Genomic DNA, 15,142 nt, shown 5'->3' with positions numbered 1-15,142 from the left:
CCGCACGACATTGCACTTTGCTTGCGCAGGTCCAAGTCATTGAGTTCCCGAAAATACTGTAATTACTCGGAGCGAGAATGTCTGGGGAAGTCGATTATGATGCCGAGACTCTCACGTGCTGAATTCTTGCAGCTCGGACAGATGGTGTGACTTTTCGGGAAGAAGGCTTCTTCGGGGGTGGCGAAAGGATCTATCCATTCGTTTCCGACCTTGAAGTGACAGCACATGGAGCAACGGTTGAAGCAGCGATGGTGCTCAAGTACCGCGAGTTTCCCCGCTGGTTGTGGCTCAAACTGCCGCAACAGTTCGTGATCTACTCTGACGCCTCCATCTGCGATCGGGCTTACCGCCATTGAGAACAGGCGTTGACTGTCGCTGCTATCACATCGGTATTTTGTTTCGAACATAGCACCTGATCGTCGAACAAAGAAAAAGACCGCATTTAGGAAACTCTGAACTTCAAAGCCAACCGTGAAGTTCCAAATTGAATGTCCAACGACCTTGTCCTCTATTGCTTCCGCTCCATCGTTTTGCAACGCAAATTCATCCCACGGACCTTCAGTCCGGCAAATTTGGTTTTCTGGGTTCAGTATGTATGCCGTCTGCATTCTGGGAACCTTGGGAGAACCTTTAGAAATCCTGGCGTGGCTAGTTTCAAAACGACTAGAGTAAGAAGGTATGCTCTAGAATTATCTTGATTTTGGCTTCAAAAGTCCACTTTTTCTTGGTGCTCACAATGCCTTGGCAGTCGCCGCGAACGTCAGCCCTCAAAAAGAGCTTCGCTTTCGTAGCTTGATGTGCACCGCAGCGGTGTGGGAGGAAACCTGTTGCCGAAACACTTTGGAAGGGTTCCGACAACATTGGGTGGCAATTTTTCAATCACTCCAACCGCGCCCGCAGTACCCTCAACATATTCTCGCCCATGACCTTGCGGATTTGCGTCTCGCTCAATTCCGCGTCCATCAGCGCTTGCGTCAAAGCCGCCAGTTCTGAGGTGTCAAACGCTGTACCAACGGAGCCGTCAAAATCAGAGCCCAGCGACACGTGGTTTTCCCCCAGCAGGTCCACCGCCGCTTTCACGGTTTTGGCCACGCCTGTCGGGCTGTCGTCACAGGTCACATCGGACCAATAGCCGATGCCAACCACGCCGCCGCCTTGGCCCATGCCGTTCTGCACAATCGCCTGCATCAGCGCGTCTTCGTAGTTCCGCTTCACCGGGCAGTTTCCGTAGATGCCGGTGTGGCTGACGATCATCGGCATGTTGGTCATGTCGATCACGTCACGCGCGACCTGCGGACTGGAGTGGGCCACGTCGATCACCAGATTGCGCGCTTCTACCGCTTTCACCACCTCGCGGCCAAACTCGGTCAGGCCTTTGTTGCCAATGCCATGCAGCGAGCCGCCAAGTGCGTTGTCAAAGAAGTGTTGTAGGCCGATCACGCGGTAGCCGACGTCTTGCAGCTTTTGCAAGTTGTCGAGGTTGCCTTCCAGCGGATGCGCACCTTCGATGCCCAACATACCCGCCACCACGGTTTTGCCTGCGGCGCGGTCTGCCAGCACGGCGTCCAACTCGGCCTTATTACGCACGATGCGCAGTTTGCCATCAGACTCCGCTACGGCCTTGTGCAGGCGTTCGGCTTGATAGACAGCGCGTTCAAAAATCGAATTCCAGGTGCGGGGTGGCCACATCTGGCCCACTGCCAGCAATGTGATGTTGTCGCGCGCGTCCGCCGTGTTGCTGTCGTAGTTCTGGCCCGCCGGGGATTTGGTCACGGCGGTGAAAACCTGCACCGCGACGTTGCCCTCGATCAGGCGGGGCAGATCGACCTGGCCGCGATTGGCGAATTCCAGTGGGTCACGTTTCCACAGCAGCGTGTCGGCGTGCCAGTCGCCCACGATCAAGCTGGCGTGCAAATCTTGAGCTGCATCGCTGACCTCATAGGGGGCGTGGTCTTTCACTGTGTTGCGTGATTTTTCCACGTGTCCCGGCGCGACAATCAAAAAGGCCGCCACGGCGACCCCAACAATCAGCAGCAACCGGCCCAGCCATTTTCCCAAGGTGCGCATGTTCTCTCCCCTAAAACGTGTGTTTGGCCGCAGCCTAGGCGGGGAGATGGGTTTGTCAAAGCCTGACGTGACGAAAGCGGAATGTCGCAACCTTCTCAAACGGTGCTTTGAGGATGGCAAACCCCGTGGCACAGTGTTGGACATTGCACCCCGTTGAGAGGACAAAAGATGATTTTTAGAAGCGTTTTGGCAGCAACACTGGCATTGTCTGTGGGGCTGTTTGTGGCTGATGGAGCCTTGGCAAAAGACAAAGGTGGTCAAGGCAACAGCAAGAAAGTGAAGATCGACAAGCCGGGTAAAGGCAATGGCAATGGCAAAGCCATCCCGCCGGGACAGATCAAACGCTACACCCGAGGCGCCAAGCTGCCGACCGATTTGGACTGGGACGACATTGGCGATTTGGACAACTGGAACCTGAAGGCTCCGGGCAAAGGCAATCGCTATATCCGTGTGGATGATGAGATTTTGGAGGTCTCTGATGACCTGTCCACCGTAGTAGATGCGGTGGGCATTGTTGGCGATCTGATGAAGTAATCTTTTGGCTGCGTGGGCTTACATGCGCACGCAGTTGATCGGCGCCTTGTCGGCCGAGAGGATCATGTAGTTTTCAGAGGTGAACGTCACTTTGGCGCTGGCATCGCTGCCTTCTAGTAGGGCCTGACGCAGGGTTTCCGCGTGTTCGCTGCGACGGGCATCTTGGCCGTCAATGGTCAGTTTGCTGACATAGGCGGAGACTGGTGTATCGCTGAGCAAGCCGTCGTCTAGTTGGAAATCAGAGCGGTAGCGGGCCTGTGCCGCGACCACTTGGTCCAGACCCAAGAAGTCAATGTTCACCAGCGCATCCAGCCGCCCGTTTTCTGAGAATGTGACGTTGGACACCGCATCATTGTCCGCTGTGCTGCGTGCACATGTCCAGGTGCCAAGGATGGACTGAGCTGAGGCCCAGGGCGCGGTGCTTAATACAAGAGCTGCGGCGGTAAAGACGGCTTTCATAGTGGGTCTCCCTTGGGACTAATACGCGCAGGATCAACGCAGAGACGTTGGAGGAAGCGTAGTGCAGGCTGTGGCGCGCTTCAATCGTTGAGTGTGATTGTTTTGATGGTCGTTGCGCGGGTATGGTGGGGGCGAAGACACGGCCAAGGGGCAAAAATTGGCACAGGTTTTGATTGTGTATCACTCCCGCACAGGCGGCAGTCGGCAGATGGCGGAGGCGGCCTTTGCGGCGGCGCAGGCTGAGGGAGAGGCGCGGCTGTTGCGTGCTGAAGAGGCGCAACCTGCGGATGTTCTGGCAGCGGACGGCTATTTGTTCTGCGGACCGGAGAACCTTGCCGCGCTGTCAGGCGCGATGAAGGAGTTCTTTGACCGCTGTTATTATCCTGTTTTGGGGCAGATCGAGGGGCGGCCTTATGCGCAGTTGATCTGTGCCGGGTCAGATGGTGAAGGTGCTGCGCGGCAGTTGGCACGGATTGCGACAGGGTGGCGGCTCAAGGAGGTGCAACCGCCGGTGATTGTCTGCACCCACGCGCAGACACAGGAGGAAATTCTGGCGGAAAAGGGGATTGGCGCGGCGGATTTGACGCGCTGCGCAGAGCTTGGCGCAGCGCTGGGTGCAGGGCTGTCGATGGGGGTGTTTTGAGCCTTAGGTCAACAAAGCAAGCGCCACATAGCTCGCCATGCCAAACAAGGACACCAGGCTGACGCTCATAAAGATGCCACGCAGGCCGTCTTTGCCACTGAGATAGGCATAGGCGTGGCCAAGGCGGCCCAAAGCAAATCCAATCATCCAAATGAAGGCAAGAATTTCTGTGGGTGAAATCAGCATCATCGCCGGAGCAAGGATCGCGAAGTAGAGCGTGTTTTCGGAGGCGTTGTTGTGGGCGTCGTGGTGGCGTTTTACTTCGCGCACACCCGTTGGGTCTGCCTCGGTTTCAACTTTACCTGCTTTGGCCCATTCTTCAGGCGTGGCCTGTAATCCGTGCTTGAGGCGGGTGAGCTCGGTGCTGGTCATCAGCCAAATATGGTTGGCCAGCAGCAGCAGTCCGCTGACAGTGAAGGCAATCAGGATGGGCTTGGAGGGCACAGCTGGCACCGCAGACATGACGCCAATCAGCAGGTTCAGAATGATGGCCGCCGCAATCAGCGCAAAGGGGTAGACGATGATGATGCGGCGCACGCGCCGCACGCGATTGGGGTCTATTCCTGTCTCGGTCACGCTACAATCCTCCCATTCTCATCTCTGAGTGGTAGAACACATGGTCACGTTCAATCCAGATAACAAGTGCGGGGCGAGGTCGCGGCGATCAGTCATGTTTGTGGGAATATGCCGCCTGCGCCTGTGCAATGTCTGCCTCATGCTCCACAGCCCAGTTTGCCAAGCCTGTGATGTGGCCCAACAGCGAGTGCCCCAAAGGGGTGAGGCTGTACTCCACGGAGGGCGGTCGGGTGTCGAAGACTTCGCGGTGCACAAGACCATCGCGCTCCAGCCCGCGTAATGTCACCGTCAACATGCGTTGGGAAATGCCCGCCACTGCGCGCAGGAGCGCACGGAACCGTTCCGGCCCGCGCCCCAGACGCAGCACCACCAGCACGCTCCATTTGTCCCCAACCCGATCCAGAACATCACGCACCGGGCAAGTGCCGCTGAAGTCATTTGCCACCCATGTATCCACACCGTCATTCATCTCCTGAATGTCGGAGGGGGTTACTTCTGTGTGCCTATCCAATGAATTAGTGCCTCCTTTTGCGCTCAAACCAAGTCTCTTAAGTGTGGTTCTCAACAGTAACCACCGTATCACGGAGAACCACTATGAACCAGACCGTTGCAATTTTTGGCGCCACCGGTGCGCAAGGCGCCCCCGTTGTGCAGGAAGCACTTGCCAAAGGATTGACTGTGCGCGCTGTGGCGCGCGACGTTGCCAAGATTTCCGACATGCACAGTGAAGCACATGCCTTTGCCGCCACTTTGGATGATGTTGACGCCATTGCACGTGCATTAGACGGGGTTGATGCCGCGTTTCTGCATCTGCCTGCGCCGGCCACACCTGAAGACCCGCAGACGTGGATGACCGCGTTTTTCACTGCCGCTCATCAGGTGGGATTGCCCTTGCTTGTCTTCACCACCGGAGGCACGTCCGGAGCGCGTTACCCGTCCTCGATGATGATCGACGCCACCACGGGTGGCATGATGGCTGTATTGAACAGCGGCATTCCCTCGATTGTGTTGCAGCCGACCATTTATCTGGAAAACCTGCTGCCCGGGTTCCTGACACCGCAGCTGAAAACCGAAGGTGTTTTGAACTATCCACCGCTGCCAGACACAATGAAGGTCACTTGGACCTCGCATTTTGACCAAGCCCGAGTGGCTGTGGCGGCGTTGTCCCGCCCTGATCTGGCAGGGCAGCACTTTGAAATTGGCACGCCTGCGCCGCTCACCGGCGGGCAATTGGCGGAGCTGTTGTCAGGCTGGGTGGAGCGCCCAGTGTCCTTTGCTCCACAGTCTCCGGCAGAATTGGGGGCGCAGGTGGCGGAAGCTTTTGGCAATCCGGGCATGGGGCACATGCTGACAGACATGTACGGCGCTCTGGCCAAAATGGGCGATGACGACATGTGCATTGACACGCAGAAGGTTGAAGAGACCTTTGATGTCACCCTGTCCACCGTTGTGGAGCATATCAAAAGCTGGGGCAAAGCTGCGGCGGCTGCCTAAGAAAAAAGGACCGGAGAATTTGCTCCGGCCCTTCATCATTCGCAATACGGCTTGAGGCGTTATTCCATCGCCTCAAGCTCGTCGATCATCGACGAAATCATGCTCAGGCCTTTGTCCCAGAACTTCGGATCAGAGGCATCCAGACCAAACGGTGCCAGCAGTTCGGAGTGGTGCTTGGAACCACCCGCCTTGAGCATTTCGAAGTATTTGTCCTCAAAGCCTTCGTCGCCCTCGGCGTAAACGGCATAGAGCGCATTTACGAGGCCGTCGCCAAAGGCATAGGCGTAGACGTAGAACGGCGAATGTACGAAGTGCGGGATGTAGGCCCAGAAGGTTTCATAGCCATCCATATACTCAAAGGCGTCGCCAAGGCTTTCGGCCTGCACCGACATCCACAACGCGTTGATGTCTTCTGGGGTCAGCTCGCTTTCACGGCGGGCGGCATGCAGTTTGCACTCAAAATCGTAGAAGGCGATCTGGCGCACCACGGTGTTGATCATGTCCTCAACCTTGCCCGCCAGCAGGATTTTGCGCTGCTCCTGAGTTTCGGCTTTGTCCAGCATCGCGCGGAAGGTCAGCATTTCGCCAAACACAGACGCGGTTTCCGCCAGCGTGAGCGGGGTGGAGGACAGCATCTCGCCTTGGTCTGCGGCCAGCACCTGGTGCACGCCGTGGCCCAACTCATGCGCCAAGGTCATCACATCGCGTGGTTTGCCAAGGTAATTTAGCATCACATAGGGGTGCACGTTGGTCACAGTGGGGTGGGCAAAAGCGCCGGGGGCCTTGCCGGGTTTCACGCCCGCGTCGATCCAGCCTTTGCTAAAGAACGGCTCTGCCAACTCGCCCATACGTGGATCAAAGGCGGTGTAGGCGTCCATCACGGTTTTCTGGGCGGTGTCCCAATCCACAGTGGTGGGATCTTCCATCGGCAGCGGCGCGTTGCGGTCCCAGACCTGCATCACGTCCAGGCCAAGCCATTTGCGTTTCAGCTCGTAGTAGCGGTGGCTGAGCTTTGGGTAGGCGGCAACCACGGCGTCGCGTAATGCCTCGACCACCTCGGGTTCCACATCGTTGGACAGGTGACGGCCGGTTTGCGCGGTCGGCATGTTGCGCCAGCGATCAACCACTTCTTTTTCTTTGGCGGCAGTGTTGTGCACGCGGGAGAAGATCTTCACGTTTTCGCCCAGCACCCGCGCCACTTCGCGCGCGGCCGTTTCGCGTTTGGCGCGGTCCGGATCGGTCAGGAAGTTGAGCGTGCCTTCGATGTTGAGCTCTTCGCCTTCAATGTCAAAAGTCAGTCCCGCGATGGTCTCGTCAAACAGGCGCTCCCACGCATCGCCAACCACGCCAAGATCGTGCAGGAACTTCTCCAGCTCATCCGACAGCTGGTGTGGTTTCATTGCGCGAATGCGGCGGAAGACTGGCTCGTAGCGGGCCAGATCGATGTTTTCTGCAAAGGCTGCGGTCAGTTTGTCATCTTCGAGGCGGTTGAGTTCCAGTGTGAAGAACACCAGTGGCGTGGAGAAATTGGTCAGTTTCTCCTGCATATTCGCCATGAACTGCGCGCGTTCGGCGTCGGTGGTGAGCTGGTAGTAGCGTAGACCGGCGTAAGACATGATGCGGCCGGACACCTGAGAGATTTTCTCATTGCGCTGTACGCATCTCAGCAGGTCGGCGGCAGACAGATTCGCCAGTTTTCCCTCGTAATCGTTTGCAAAGGCGGCACATTCGCCTTCGAGCCATTCCAGGTCGGCTTTCAGTTCAGGTGCATCGTCGCCGGTATAGAGATCGCTCAGGTCCCACTCTGGCAGGTCGCCAAAGGCGTTGGCACCGGAAGAGGCGTTGGCGTCGCGTAGTAGATCAGTGGCGGGGAAGGGAAGGTTCAGCATGGAAGCGGCCTTTGTTCAGAAATCTGTTGCAGATCAGATAGGCAGAGGCGGGGTGGAGGTTCAAGAGGGGGTTGCACTTCCTGTGCCTGCGCGGGAGCATGGCGGCAAGTCAAAGACGGAGGATCAGATGCGGTTTGTGCGGTATGGCGAGCGCGGTGCGGAAAAGCCCGGCGTTTTGGATAAGGCAGGTCAGGTGCGGGATTTGTCCAGCGTGGTGACGGATTTGGCCGGAGACGTGCTGGCGGACTTGCCGGAGGTGGATCCGGAAAGCCTGCCTCTGGCGGAAGGCGACCTGCGGTTGGGCGCACCGGTCGGGCAAGTGGGCAAATACCTGTGTATTGGACTGAACTATTCTGACCACGCCGAAGAGGCGGGCATGGACATTCCCAAAGAGCCCATTCTGTTTATGAAAGCCACCAGCGCCATTGTCGGCCCGGATGACCCGGTGATCCTGCCGCGCGGGTCCGAGAAAGGCGACTGGGAGGTGGAGTTGGCCGTGGTGATTGGCAAGGCGGCCAAATATGTCTCCAAGGAAGACGCTCTTAGCCATGTGGCGGGTTACACCATTGCCAATGACGTGTCCGAGCGTAGCCTGCAGATCGAGCGTGGCGGGCAGTGGACCAAAGGCAAAAGCTGCGACAGTTTTGGGCCTCTGGGGCCGTGGCTGGTGACGCTGGATGAGGTGGGGGATGTGCAGGATCTCGCATTGACGCTGGATGTGAATGGCGCGCGGGTGCAGACTGGCAATACGGCGTCGATGGTGTTTGGTGTGGCAGAGATCATTTCATATCTGAGCCAGATGATGACCCTGCATCCGGGTGATGTGATTGCCACCGGCACACCGCCTGGTGTCGGAATGGGCTTCAAGCCGCCGCGTTACTTGCAGGCGGGGGATGTGATGGAGTTGAGCATCGAAGGCTTGGGCAAGCAGCGTCAACGCGTGATGCGCGACGGGTGAGTTTGAGTAACCAGATGGTTCTGAGGGGCCAGCCCCTCAGACACCCCAGGGTATTTCAGGAAAATGAATGTCAGGTGTTGTGGCTGTTATAAAACGCGGCACAGGCGTCAAAGATGTGGGTGCGGGTCTTTGGCACCTCCATCATCACTTCATGTTCGCCAGCATCAATGAGGTCCAAGGTGCCATTTTGCCAGCGCGCCATCCGGTCATGGACTGCGCCGGTGTGCACAATGCGTTCGTCGCTGCCGAGGAAGGTCAGGCAGGGGATGTTTGGTGAAGGCAGGGCGCGTAGGTCTCGGCATTCTTTCAAAGCTTCGTAAACCCAGTTGATTGCAGGGCCAGCCAGAGCCAAGTCAGGCTGTTCGGTCATTTGGCGCTGCATATAGGCGTACATGTCCGGGTCTTTGGTCAGCGTGTTGTCGTCAAACGGTTGATCCAACACCAAGGTCACTGGAGAGGTCATGGGAGACAGTCGCCCACCGAACCCGAGTGGTTTGCTCAATGCGCCAATTGTCCAGGCGGCGGCGCGCAGGTGCGGAGCAAGGCCAATGCCCCACATTGGGGCGGAGAAAGACGCGGTTTTGACCGGCAGACCTTCGTTCAGGGCGCGCAGGCCGATGCAGCCGCCCATGGAGTGGCCAAGCAAGTGCCAGGGTTGCGGAAGGTCCAACGTGCCAAGTGCTGTCAGGACAGCCGCTACATCGCGTTGGAAGTCAGAAAAAGCTTCAACATAGCCCACGTAGCGGGGCTCTACCATGCGATCTGCCAACCCTTGGCCGCGCCAATCGATGGCAATCATGGCGTAACCGCGCGCCGCAAAATCTGCGGCAGCGCGGCCATATTTTTCCACATATTCCGTGCGGCCAGGAAACAGCAACACGGTCCCCTTAGCCGGGCCTTTGGCGTTTTTTAAAGGCCAATGGGCAAAACGCAGGCGCACCCCGTCATCCGCCGTAACCCAGTAAGCCTGTGCCTCTGGGCCTTCGGCAACGTCGTGATAAAAAGGCGCGCGCTGCAAGGTCATCAGGCCAGCACGCCGCCGAGCTTCATCGCCGCGCCCATGTCACCGTCAATTGCCAGTTTGCCAGACATAAACGCCGCAGTTGGATTCAACTCACCGTCGAGAATCGACTGAAAGGTGTCTGCGTCTGCGGTCATGGTCACGTCGGTTTCGTCGTCGCCAGCGCGGACGCCGTCTGCGTCGATGATGATTGCGCCTTCGCCTTCGATGGCAAATTTGGCAGAGCCATCAAAGGCTTCGCCGCCAAGTTTCTCGGTCAGGGCTGCCACTGCGGCGGAAATGATATCGCTCATCTGCTTGATCCTTCAAATTCTTGTGCACATGTTGGGAATCACACGCACACGGGCTACATTGATTTACGTTATGGTCAACTTACGACATCTTCTCAAACCTACCGTTGCGGCATTTGTGCTGTGTGTCACGGCATTTCAACCATCAGTTGCGATTTCTCAGCAAAACGACGCGGCTGAGATTGTGGCGGACAGCGAATTGTCGCGCATGATGGCGGAGCTGGCGGTGGCGGATGCCGCGCGGGCTGAACAATTGGCCGGGCAAATTCGTCACCTATGGGATGCCTCTGGGTCTGCCTCTGCGGACTTCCTGCTGCGGCGCACGCGCAAAGCCATCGAGGTCTCTGAGATGGAGGCTGCGGTGGAGCACGCCACGGCGCTGGTGGATCACGCGCCGGAGTTTGCCCAGGGTTGGGCGGAGCGCGCACGGGCCTATTATGCATTGGACCTGTATGGACCGGCTTTGAGTGATCTGGAGCAGGTGATCGCACTGAACCCGAGACATTTTGATGCGGTCATGGGCTTGGCCATCATGCTGGACGAAATTGGCAAGCCCAAAGACGCCTATGAAGCCTATCAGCAGGTGCAGGCTATACATCCCCATCAGGCAGGCCTAACAGAAGCTTTGGAGCGACTCGCGCCATTGGTGCGCGGGCAGGATCTCTGAGCCATAACTTTTAGCCAGGCGGGGCGAACAGATGGCCGACTATCGGCAGATCACGGCAGTGTTGGGCCCCACCAACACAGGCAAAACGCATTATGCCATCGAACGGATGCTGGGCTATCGCTCCGGGGTGATTGGCCTGCCGCTGCGGCTTTTGGCGCGTGAGGTTTATGATCGCATTGTGGCGGCGCGTGGACCCTCTGTTGTGGCCCTGGTTACCGGTGAAGAGCGCATTGTGCCACCTCGCGCGCAATATTGGGTGGCGACGGTTGAAGCCATGCCCGAGGGGCTGGGCACGGATTTTGTCGCAATTGACGAAATTCAGCTCTGTGCCGACCCCGAGCGCGGCCATGTATTCACCGACCGGCTTTTGCGGATGCGCGGCACACATGAGACATTGTTTTTGGGCAGTGACACCATGCGGAGTACCATCGCGGAACTGGTGCCAGAGGCGCAGTTTATGCGGCGCGAGCGCATGTCGACGCTGAGCTACTCTGGCAGTCGCAAGATCAGCCGTATGCAGCCGCGCTCTGCGATTGTTGGGTTCTCGGTGGACAACGTTTATGCCATTGCCGAGTTGATCCGCCGTCAAAAAGGCGGCGCGGCGGTGGTGATGGGGGCGCTGAGCCCGCGCACCCGCAATGCGCAGGTGGAGCTCTATCAGAACGGCGACGTGGATTACCTTGTGGCGACAGACGCCATTGGTATGGGGCTCAATCTCGACATTGATCACGTTGCGTTTGCTTCAACCACCAAGTTTGACGGGCGGCGCATGCGGCCTTTGGCGCCCAACGAGTTGGCACAGATTGCTGGGCGGGCCGGGCGCGGCATGAGCCATGGCACTTTTGGTGTGACCGGCGAAGCGCCGCCGATGGATGAAGGTGTGGCGGAGGCGATCATGGAGCACCGCTTTACGCCGGTGCGTAAATTGAACTGGCGTAATCCAGCGCTGCAGTTTGGCACTGTCGATGCCTTGATCCGCTCGCTTGAGGTGGGCTCAGAGGACGCGCTGCTGATGAAAGCGCGGGAGGCCGACGATCTGCGGGCGTTAAAAACCGTGGCCAATGAAGCGGAAGTTGCCGCGCGGGCCAGTGATGGCGCGTCTGTGAAGCTGCTGTGGGATGTGTGTCGCATTCCGGATTTCCGGGGCATCAGCCACGCGGAACACGCCCAGCTGATCGAAAACATCTTTGGGTACTTGCATCAAGGTGGGCGTGTGCCGGATGATTGGCTGGCACGGCAGGTGAAGCGGCTGGATCGGGCGGATGGCGACATTGACACATTGTCGAAACGTCTGGCGTTTATCCGCACGTGGACATATGTCGCACAACGTAAAAACTGGGTTAGTGACGAAAACCATTGGCGTGGGGAAACCCGCGCGGTAGAAGATCGCCTATCAGATGCTTTGCATGAGCGTCTAACTCAAAGATTTGTGGATCGGCGCACATCGGTTTTGATGCGCCGGCTCAAACAGAAGGAGGCCCTTTTGGCCGAAGTGAATGATAAAGGTGAGGTGACCGTCGAAGGTGAATTCGTCGGTCGTCTTGAAGGGTTCCGTTTTAGTGCGGACAAAGAAGCCAGCGGACAGGAAGCCAAGACGCTGAAGGCAGCGAGCTTGCAGGCGTTGGCGCCGCAGTTCCATTTGCGCGCGGATCGGTTTTACAACGCGCCGGATACGGAAATCGACTTTACCGAACAGGGCGGCCTCATGTGGGGCGAGTACGCGGTGGGTAAATTGGTTGCCGGGGCCGAGCCTCTCAAGCCAATGATCGATGTCTTTGTCGACGAAGAGGCTGGCGAAGAAGTGTCGCAGAAGGTGGCACGCCGCCTTCAGCACTTTATCGACCGCAAGATTGCAGCTTTGTTTGAGCCACTGTTGAACCTGAGCAAAGATGAAGAGCTGAACGGTCTTGCCCGTGGCTTTGCGTTCCGCATGGTTGAAAACCTTGGCATCATTCCGCGTGGCGATGTGGCCACCGAAGTGAAAGAGCTGGATCAGGACGCCCGAGGCTCCCTGCGCAAGCACGGCATCCGATTTGGTCAGTTCACCATCTTTATGCCTCTGCTGCTGAAACCCGCGCCAACCCGCTTGCGTTTGGTGTTGTGGTCCTTGGCGCAAGGCTTGCAGGACTTCCCTGAATCGCCGCCTCCCGGTCTGGTGACTGTGCCAACCATCAAGGAAGCCCCTCGTGGTTACTACGCCATGTCAGGCTACCGGGCTGCGGGTGAGCGCGCGATCCGTATCGATATGCTGGAACGTCTGGCCGATATGCTGCGCGCCGAAGACAGCCGTGGTGGCTTTGAGGCCAAAGCGGACATGCTTTCGATCACCGGCATGACGCTGGAGCAGTTTGCTGATCTGATGCAGGGCCTCGGCTATGCAGCGGTCAAAGCTGAGCGGGCGAAGGTGAAAGCCGCGCCTGAGGCGACCCCGGCGGAAGAATCGGCAGCTGCGGAAGCGCCTGCTGAGGCTGAGTCGACAGACACGGCTGCGTCAGAAGAAGCAGCCCCTGAAGCGGAAGCAGCACCAGAAGCACCCGCCGAAGAAGCGCCTGTTGAAGACACCCCTGTTGAAGAGGCATTGGCCGAGGTTGCACCAGCCACTGAAGCTGCTGCGGAACCTGAAGTGGAAGTGTTCTACACCTTCACCTGGTCCGGCCGTCAGGGTGGCAATCGTAACCAACAGCGTCGGGGTGGTGGTCAAGGCCAAGCTCATGGCGGCCAAGGCCGTAATGACCGTCAAGGCGACAAGCCGCGCGGCAAGGGTGGCAAGCCAAAAGGCAAAGGCCCACGTCGCGACAACGGTCCAAAACAATTCCAGGCCCGTCCTCCGAAAAAGGAGAAGGCGATTGACCCGGACAACCCCTTTGCTGCGGCACTCATGGGGCTGAAAGACAAAGGCTGAGCGCGTGAGCGCTCTGTCTTCCAACACTCCGTCGCCCAAACTTCGGGCTGACAAATGGCTTTGGCAGGCACGGTTCTTTAAGACCCGTGGCCTGTCGGCCAAAGTCATCACCGGCGGACATCTTCGGGTAAATGGACAAAAGATTGCCAAAGCCAGTCACGGTGTGACAATTGGTGACGTTTTGACGTTTCCTCAGGCCAAGCGTGTGCGGGTGATCAAAGTGACCGCCCTTGGGGAACGACGCGGTCCAGCGCCTGAAGCCCAAACATTATATGACGATTTGACGCCTGAGGAGAAACCTGTTCCCAAGAGTCCCGGCTCTGACGGAAAAGGGCGTCCAACCAAGCGGGATCGCCGCAATCTCGATCTTATGAAGTCTTCGCGGCTTGAAGATTAAGCCGCTCTGTTTTAGGCAGTTCGTCAAAGCTGATGTGAAAGACCTGAGCCATGACCTACGTCGTTACTGAAAACTGCGTCGCCTGCAAATACACCGACTGTGTCGAAGTCTGCCCGGTGGACTGTTTCTATGAAGGCGAAAACTTCCTAGTGATCCATCCTGATGAGTGCATCGACTGCGGTGTCTGTGAGCCGGAATGCCCTGCGGATGCGATCCGTCCGGACACCGAGCCGGATATGGAGAAGTGGGTCGAGTTTAACCGGAAGTATTCCGAGCTGTGGCCGGTCATCATCACCAAGAAAGACCAATTGCCCGAAGCCGAAGAGCGGGATGGCGAAAGTGGCAAAATGGAGAAATATTTCTCCGAAGCACCAGGCGAAGGCGGCTAAGCTCTCTGCACAGGCTGATTCGGCCTGAAAATGGGACATGACTGCTGTCCAAGCTGTACATTTCAGTCTTAAGGGACTGAAAACTGAACACAAAATACCTTTTGAGGCCTCCTGCGCTTTAAAGGGGGCGGTTTTTGTGTTATATTGTTGTCACAGAGGACATAACTGCCTGAGAGCCATCCCCGCATTTGCTGAGGGTGGCTTTTTCTACCAGAGGACATTTCGCATCGGGAAACATCCTTTCCCGAGCGAAAATTTGTCGTCTGGCATGATGGGGGCTCACAAAGGAAGTACTGCATGAGCAAATCCAAGAAAAACGAGTTCAGCCCGAACGAATTTGTTGTCTATCCGGCACATGGCGTGGGGCAGATCATTTCCATCGAAGAGCAGGAAGTTGCAGGCATGCAGCTGGAGCTTTTTGTGATCTCGTTTGAAAAAGACAAGATGACCCTGCGGGTGCCAACCAACAAAGCCACCGAGATTGGCATGCGTGGTTTGAGCAGCCCGGACGTGATTGAACAGGCGATGCGAACCCTAAAGGGCAAAGCTAAGGTCAAGCGCGCCATGTGGTCCCGCCGTGCGCAGGAGTATGAGCAGAAGATCAACTCTGGTGATCTGATTGCCATTGCCGAAGTTGTGCGTGATCTGCACCGCACCGATGATCAGCGCGAGCAGAGCTACTCTGAGCGTCAGCTTTACGAAGCCGCGCTGGAGCGTTTGACCCGCGAAGTGGCTGCTGTGGCTGATGGCGACGAAGCTGCTGCCGCCAAAAAAGTCGACGACGTTCTGGTCTCACGCGCACCTGCCGCAGCCTAATCGTTTTGCATGTTTCTAGAAGGGATCGTACCGAAAGGTG

General features: G+C 57.5%; 17 protein-coding genes. 9 read left to right on the top strand and 8 right to left on the bottom strand.

Annotation, left to right across the window (positions count from 1 at the left end):
* Nucleotides 1-62: 62 nt before the first annotated feature.
* Entirely contained in the window at nucleotides 63-608 is a 546-nt protein-coding gene (locus QOL67_RS06910; protein WP_283425229.1) for a hypothetical protein, read from the bottom strand.
* Nucleotides 609-879: 271 nt separating this feature from the next.
* Nucleotides 880-2,067 (bottom strand): dipeptidase, encoded by a 1,188-nt coding sequence (locus QOL67_RS06905; RefSeq protein ID WP_283425228.1) that lies wholly within the window; start codon nucleotides 2,065-2,067, stop codon nucleotides 880-882.
* Between the two features lie 168 nt (nucleotides 2,068-2,235).
* On the opposite strand from QOL67_RS06905, the gene QOL67_RS06900 reads away from it, so the two are divergent.
* Complete coding sequence (locus tag QOL67_RS06900; protein WP_283425227.1) at nucleotides 2,236-2,601, top strand: hypothetical protein; 366 nt, start codon at nucleotides 2,236-2,238, stop codon at nucleotides 2,599-2,601.
* Nucleotides 2,602-2,619: 18 nt separating this feature from the next.
* Here QOL67_RS06900 and QOL67_RS06895 read toward each other — a convergent pair whose 3' ends face one another.
* Nucleotides 2,620-3,060 carry a DUF2147 domain-containing protein gene (locus QOL67_RS06895; protein ID WP_283425226.1) on the bottom strand — a complete coding sequence of 147 codons (441 nt, stop codon included), beginning with the start codon at nucleotides 3,058-3,060 and terminating at the stop codon, nucleotides 2,620-2,622.
* A 157-nt stretch (nucleotides 3,061-3,217) separates the two neighbouring features.
* Here QOL67_RS06895 and QOL67_RS06890 point away from each other — a divergent pair, with 157 nt between their 5' ends.
* Nucleotides 3,218-3,703: a flavodoxin family protein gene (locus QOL67_RS06890; RefSeq protein WP_283425225.1), complete on the top strand. Its 486-nt coding sequence runs from the start codon at nucleotides 3,218-3,220 to the stop codon at nucleotides 3,701-3,703.
* 3 nt (nucleotides 3,704-3,706) lie between these two features.
* Here the strand turns inward: QOL67_RS06890 and QOL67_RS06885 are convergent, their stop codons facing one another.
* Both QOL67_RS06885 and QOL67_RS06880 read right to left on the bottom strand, forming a co-directional pair.
* On the bottom strand, nucleotides 3,707-4,279 hold the full coding sequence (locus QOL67_RS06885; RefSeq protein ID WP_283425224.1) for an MAPEG family protein: 573 nt from the start codon (nucleotides 4,277-4,279) through the stop codon (nucleotides 3,707-3,709).
* A gap of 88 nt (nucleotides 4,280-4,367) precedes the next feature.
* Nucleotides 4,368-4,790: a winged helix-turn-helix transcriptional regulator gene (locus tag QOL67_RS06880; RefSeq protein ID WP_283425223.1), complete on the bottom strand. Its 423-nt coding sequence runs from the start codon at nucleotides 4,788-4,790 to the stop codon at nucleotides 4,368-4,370.
* An 83-nt stretch (nucleotides 4,791-4,873) separates the two neighbouring features.
* On the opposite strand from QOL67_RS06880, the gene QOL67_RS06875 reads away from it, so the two are divergent.
* Nucleotides 4,874-5,773, top strand: coding sequence for an SDR family oxidoreductase (locus QOL67_RS06875; RefSeq protein WP_283425222.1), 900 nt, complete (start codon nucleotides 4,874-4,876; stop codon nucleotides 5,771-5,773).
* A gap of 59 nt (nucleotides 5,774-5,832) precedes the next feature.
* Here QOL67_RS06875 and QOL67_RS06870 read toward each other — a convergent pair whose 3' ends face one another.
* A complete protein-coding gene (locus QOL67_RS06870; protein WP_283425221.1) occupies nucleotides 5,833-7,662 on the bottom strand; it encodes a M3 family oligoendopeptidase in 1,830 nt (609 codons plus the stop codon).
* Nucleotides 7,663-7,789: 127 nt separating this feature from the next.
* On the opposite strand from QOL67_RS06870, the gene QOL67_RS06865 reads away from it, so the two are divergent.
* A complete protein-coding gene (locus QOL67_RS06865; protein ID WP_283425470.1) occupies nucleotides 7,790-8,620 on the top strand; it encodes a fumarylacetoacetate hydrolase family protein in 831 nt (276 codons plus the stop codon).
* Nucleotides 8,621-8,690: 70 nt separating this feature from the next.
* Here the strand turns inward: QOL67_RS06865 and QOL67_RS06860 are convergent, their stop codons facing one another.
* Nucleotides 8,691-9,644: an alpha/beta hydrolase gene (locus tag QOL67_RS06860; RefSeq protein WP_283425220.1), complete on the bottom strand. Its 954-nt coding sequence runs from the start codon at nucleotides 9,642-9,644 to the stop codon at nucleotides 8,691-8,693.
* On the bottom strand, nucleotides 9,644-9,934 hold the full coding sequence (locus tag QOL67_RS06855) for an SCP2 sterol-binding domain-containing protein (protein WP_164641874.1): 291 nt from the start codon (nucleotides 9,932-9,934) through the stop codon (nucleotides 9,644-9,646). The genes QOL67_RS06860 and QOL67_RS06855 overlap by 1 nt, the downstream gene beginning before the upstream one ends.
* Nucleotides 9,935-10,004: 70 nt before the next feature.
* On the opposite strand from QOL67_RS06855, the gene QOL67_RS06850 reads away from it, so the two are divergent.
* The 5 genes from QOL67_RS06850 to QOL67_RS06830 all read left to right on the top strand — a co-directional run bounded on the left by QOL67_RS06850 (nucleotide 10,005) and on the right by QOL67_RS06830 (nucleotide 15,102).
* Nucleotides 10,005-10,598 carry a tetratricopeptide repeat protein gene (locus QOL67_RS06850; protein WP_283425219.1) on the top strand — a complete coding sequence of 198 codons (594 nt, stop codon included), beginning with the start codon at nucleotides 10,005-10,007 and terminating at the stop codon, nucleotides 10,596-10,598.
* A 31-nt stretch (nucleotides 10,599-10,629) separates the two neighbouring features.
* The gene (locus QOL67_RS06845) at nucleotides 10,630-13,500 is read left to right on the top strand and encodes a helicase-related protein (protein ID WP_283425218.1); all 2,871 of its coding nucleotides are present in this window, start codon (nucleotides 10,630-10,632) and stop codon (nucleotides 13,498-13,500) included.
* Between the two features lie 4 nt (nucleotides 13,501-13,504).
* Nucleotides 13,505-13,897: an RNA-binding S4 domain-containing protein gene (locus QOL67_RS06840; protein WP_283425217.1), complete on the top strand. Its 393-nt coding sequence runs from the start codon at nucleotides 13,505-13,507 to the stop codon at nucleotides 13,895-13,897.
* A 50-nt stretch (nucleotides 13,898-13,947) separates the two neighbouring features.
* Nucleotides 13,948-14,286: a ferredoxin FdxA gene (gene fdxA, locus QOL67_RS06835; protein ID WP_164641880.1), complete on the top strand. Its 339-nt coding sequence runs from the start codon at nucleotides 13,948-13,950 to the stop codon at nucleotides 14,284-14,286.
* 297 nt (nucleotides 14,287-14,583) lie between these two features.
* Entirely contained in the window at nucleotides 14,584-15,102 is a 519-nt protein-coding gene (locus tag QOL67_RS06830; RefSeq protein WP_283425216.1) for a CarD family transcriptional regulator, read from the top strand.
* The last annotated feature ends 40 nt before the right edge of the window (nucleotides 15,103-15,142 follow it).

The organism is Shimia sagamensis (genome assembly GCF_900182745.1).
In the GTDB taxonomy this organism is placed as follows: domain Bacteria; phylum Pseudomonadota; class Alphaproteobacteria; order Rhodobacterales; family Rhodobacteraceae; genus Shimia; species Shimia sagamensis.
This window is presented reverse-complemented; position numbering and strand designations above follow the sequence as displayed.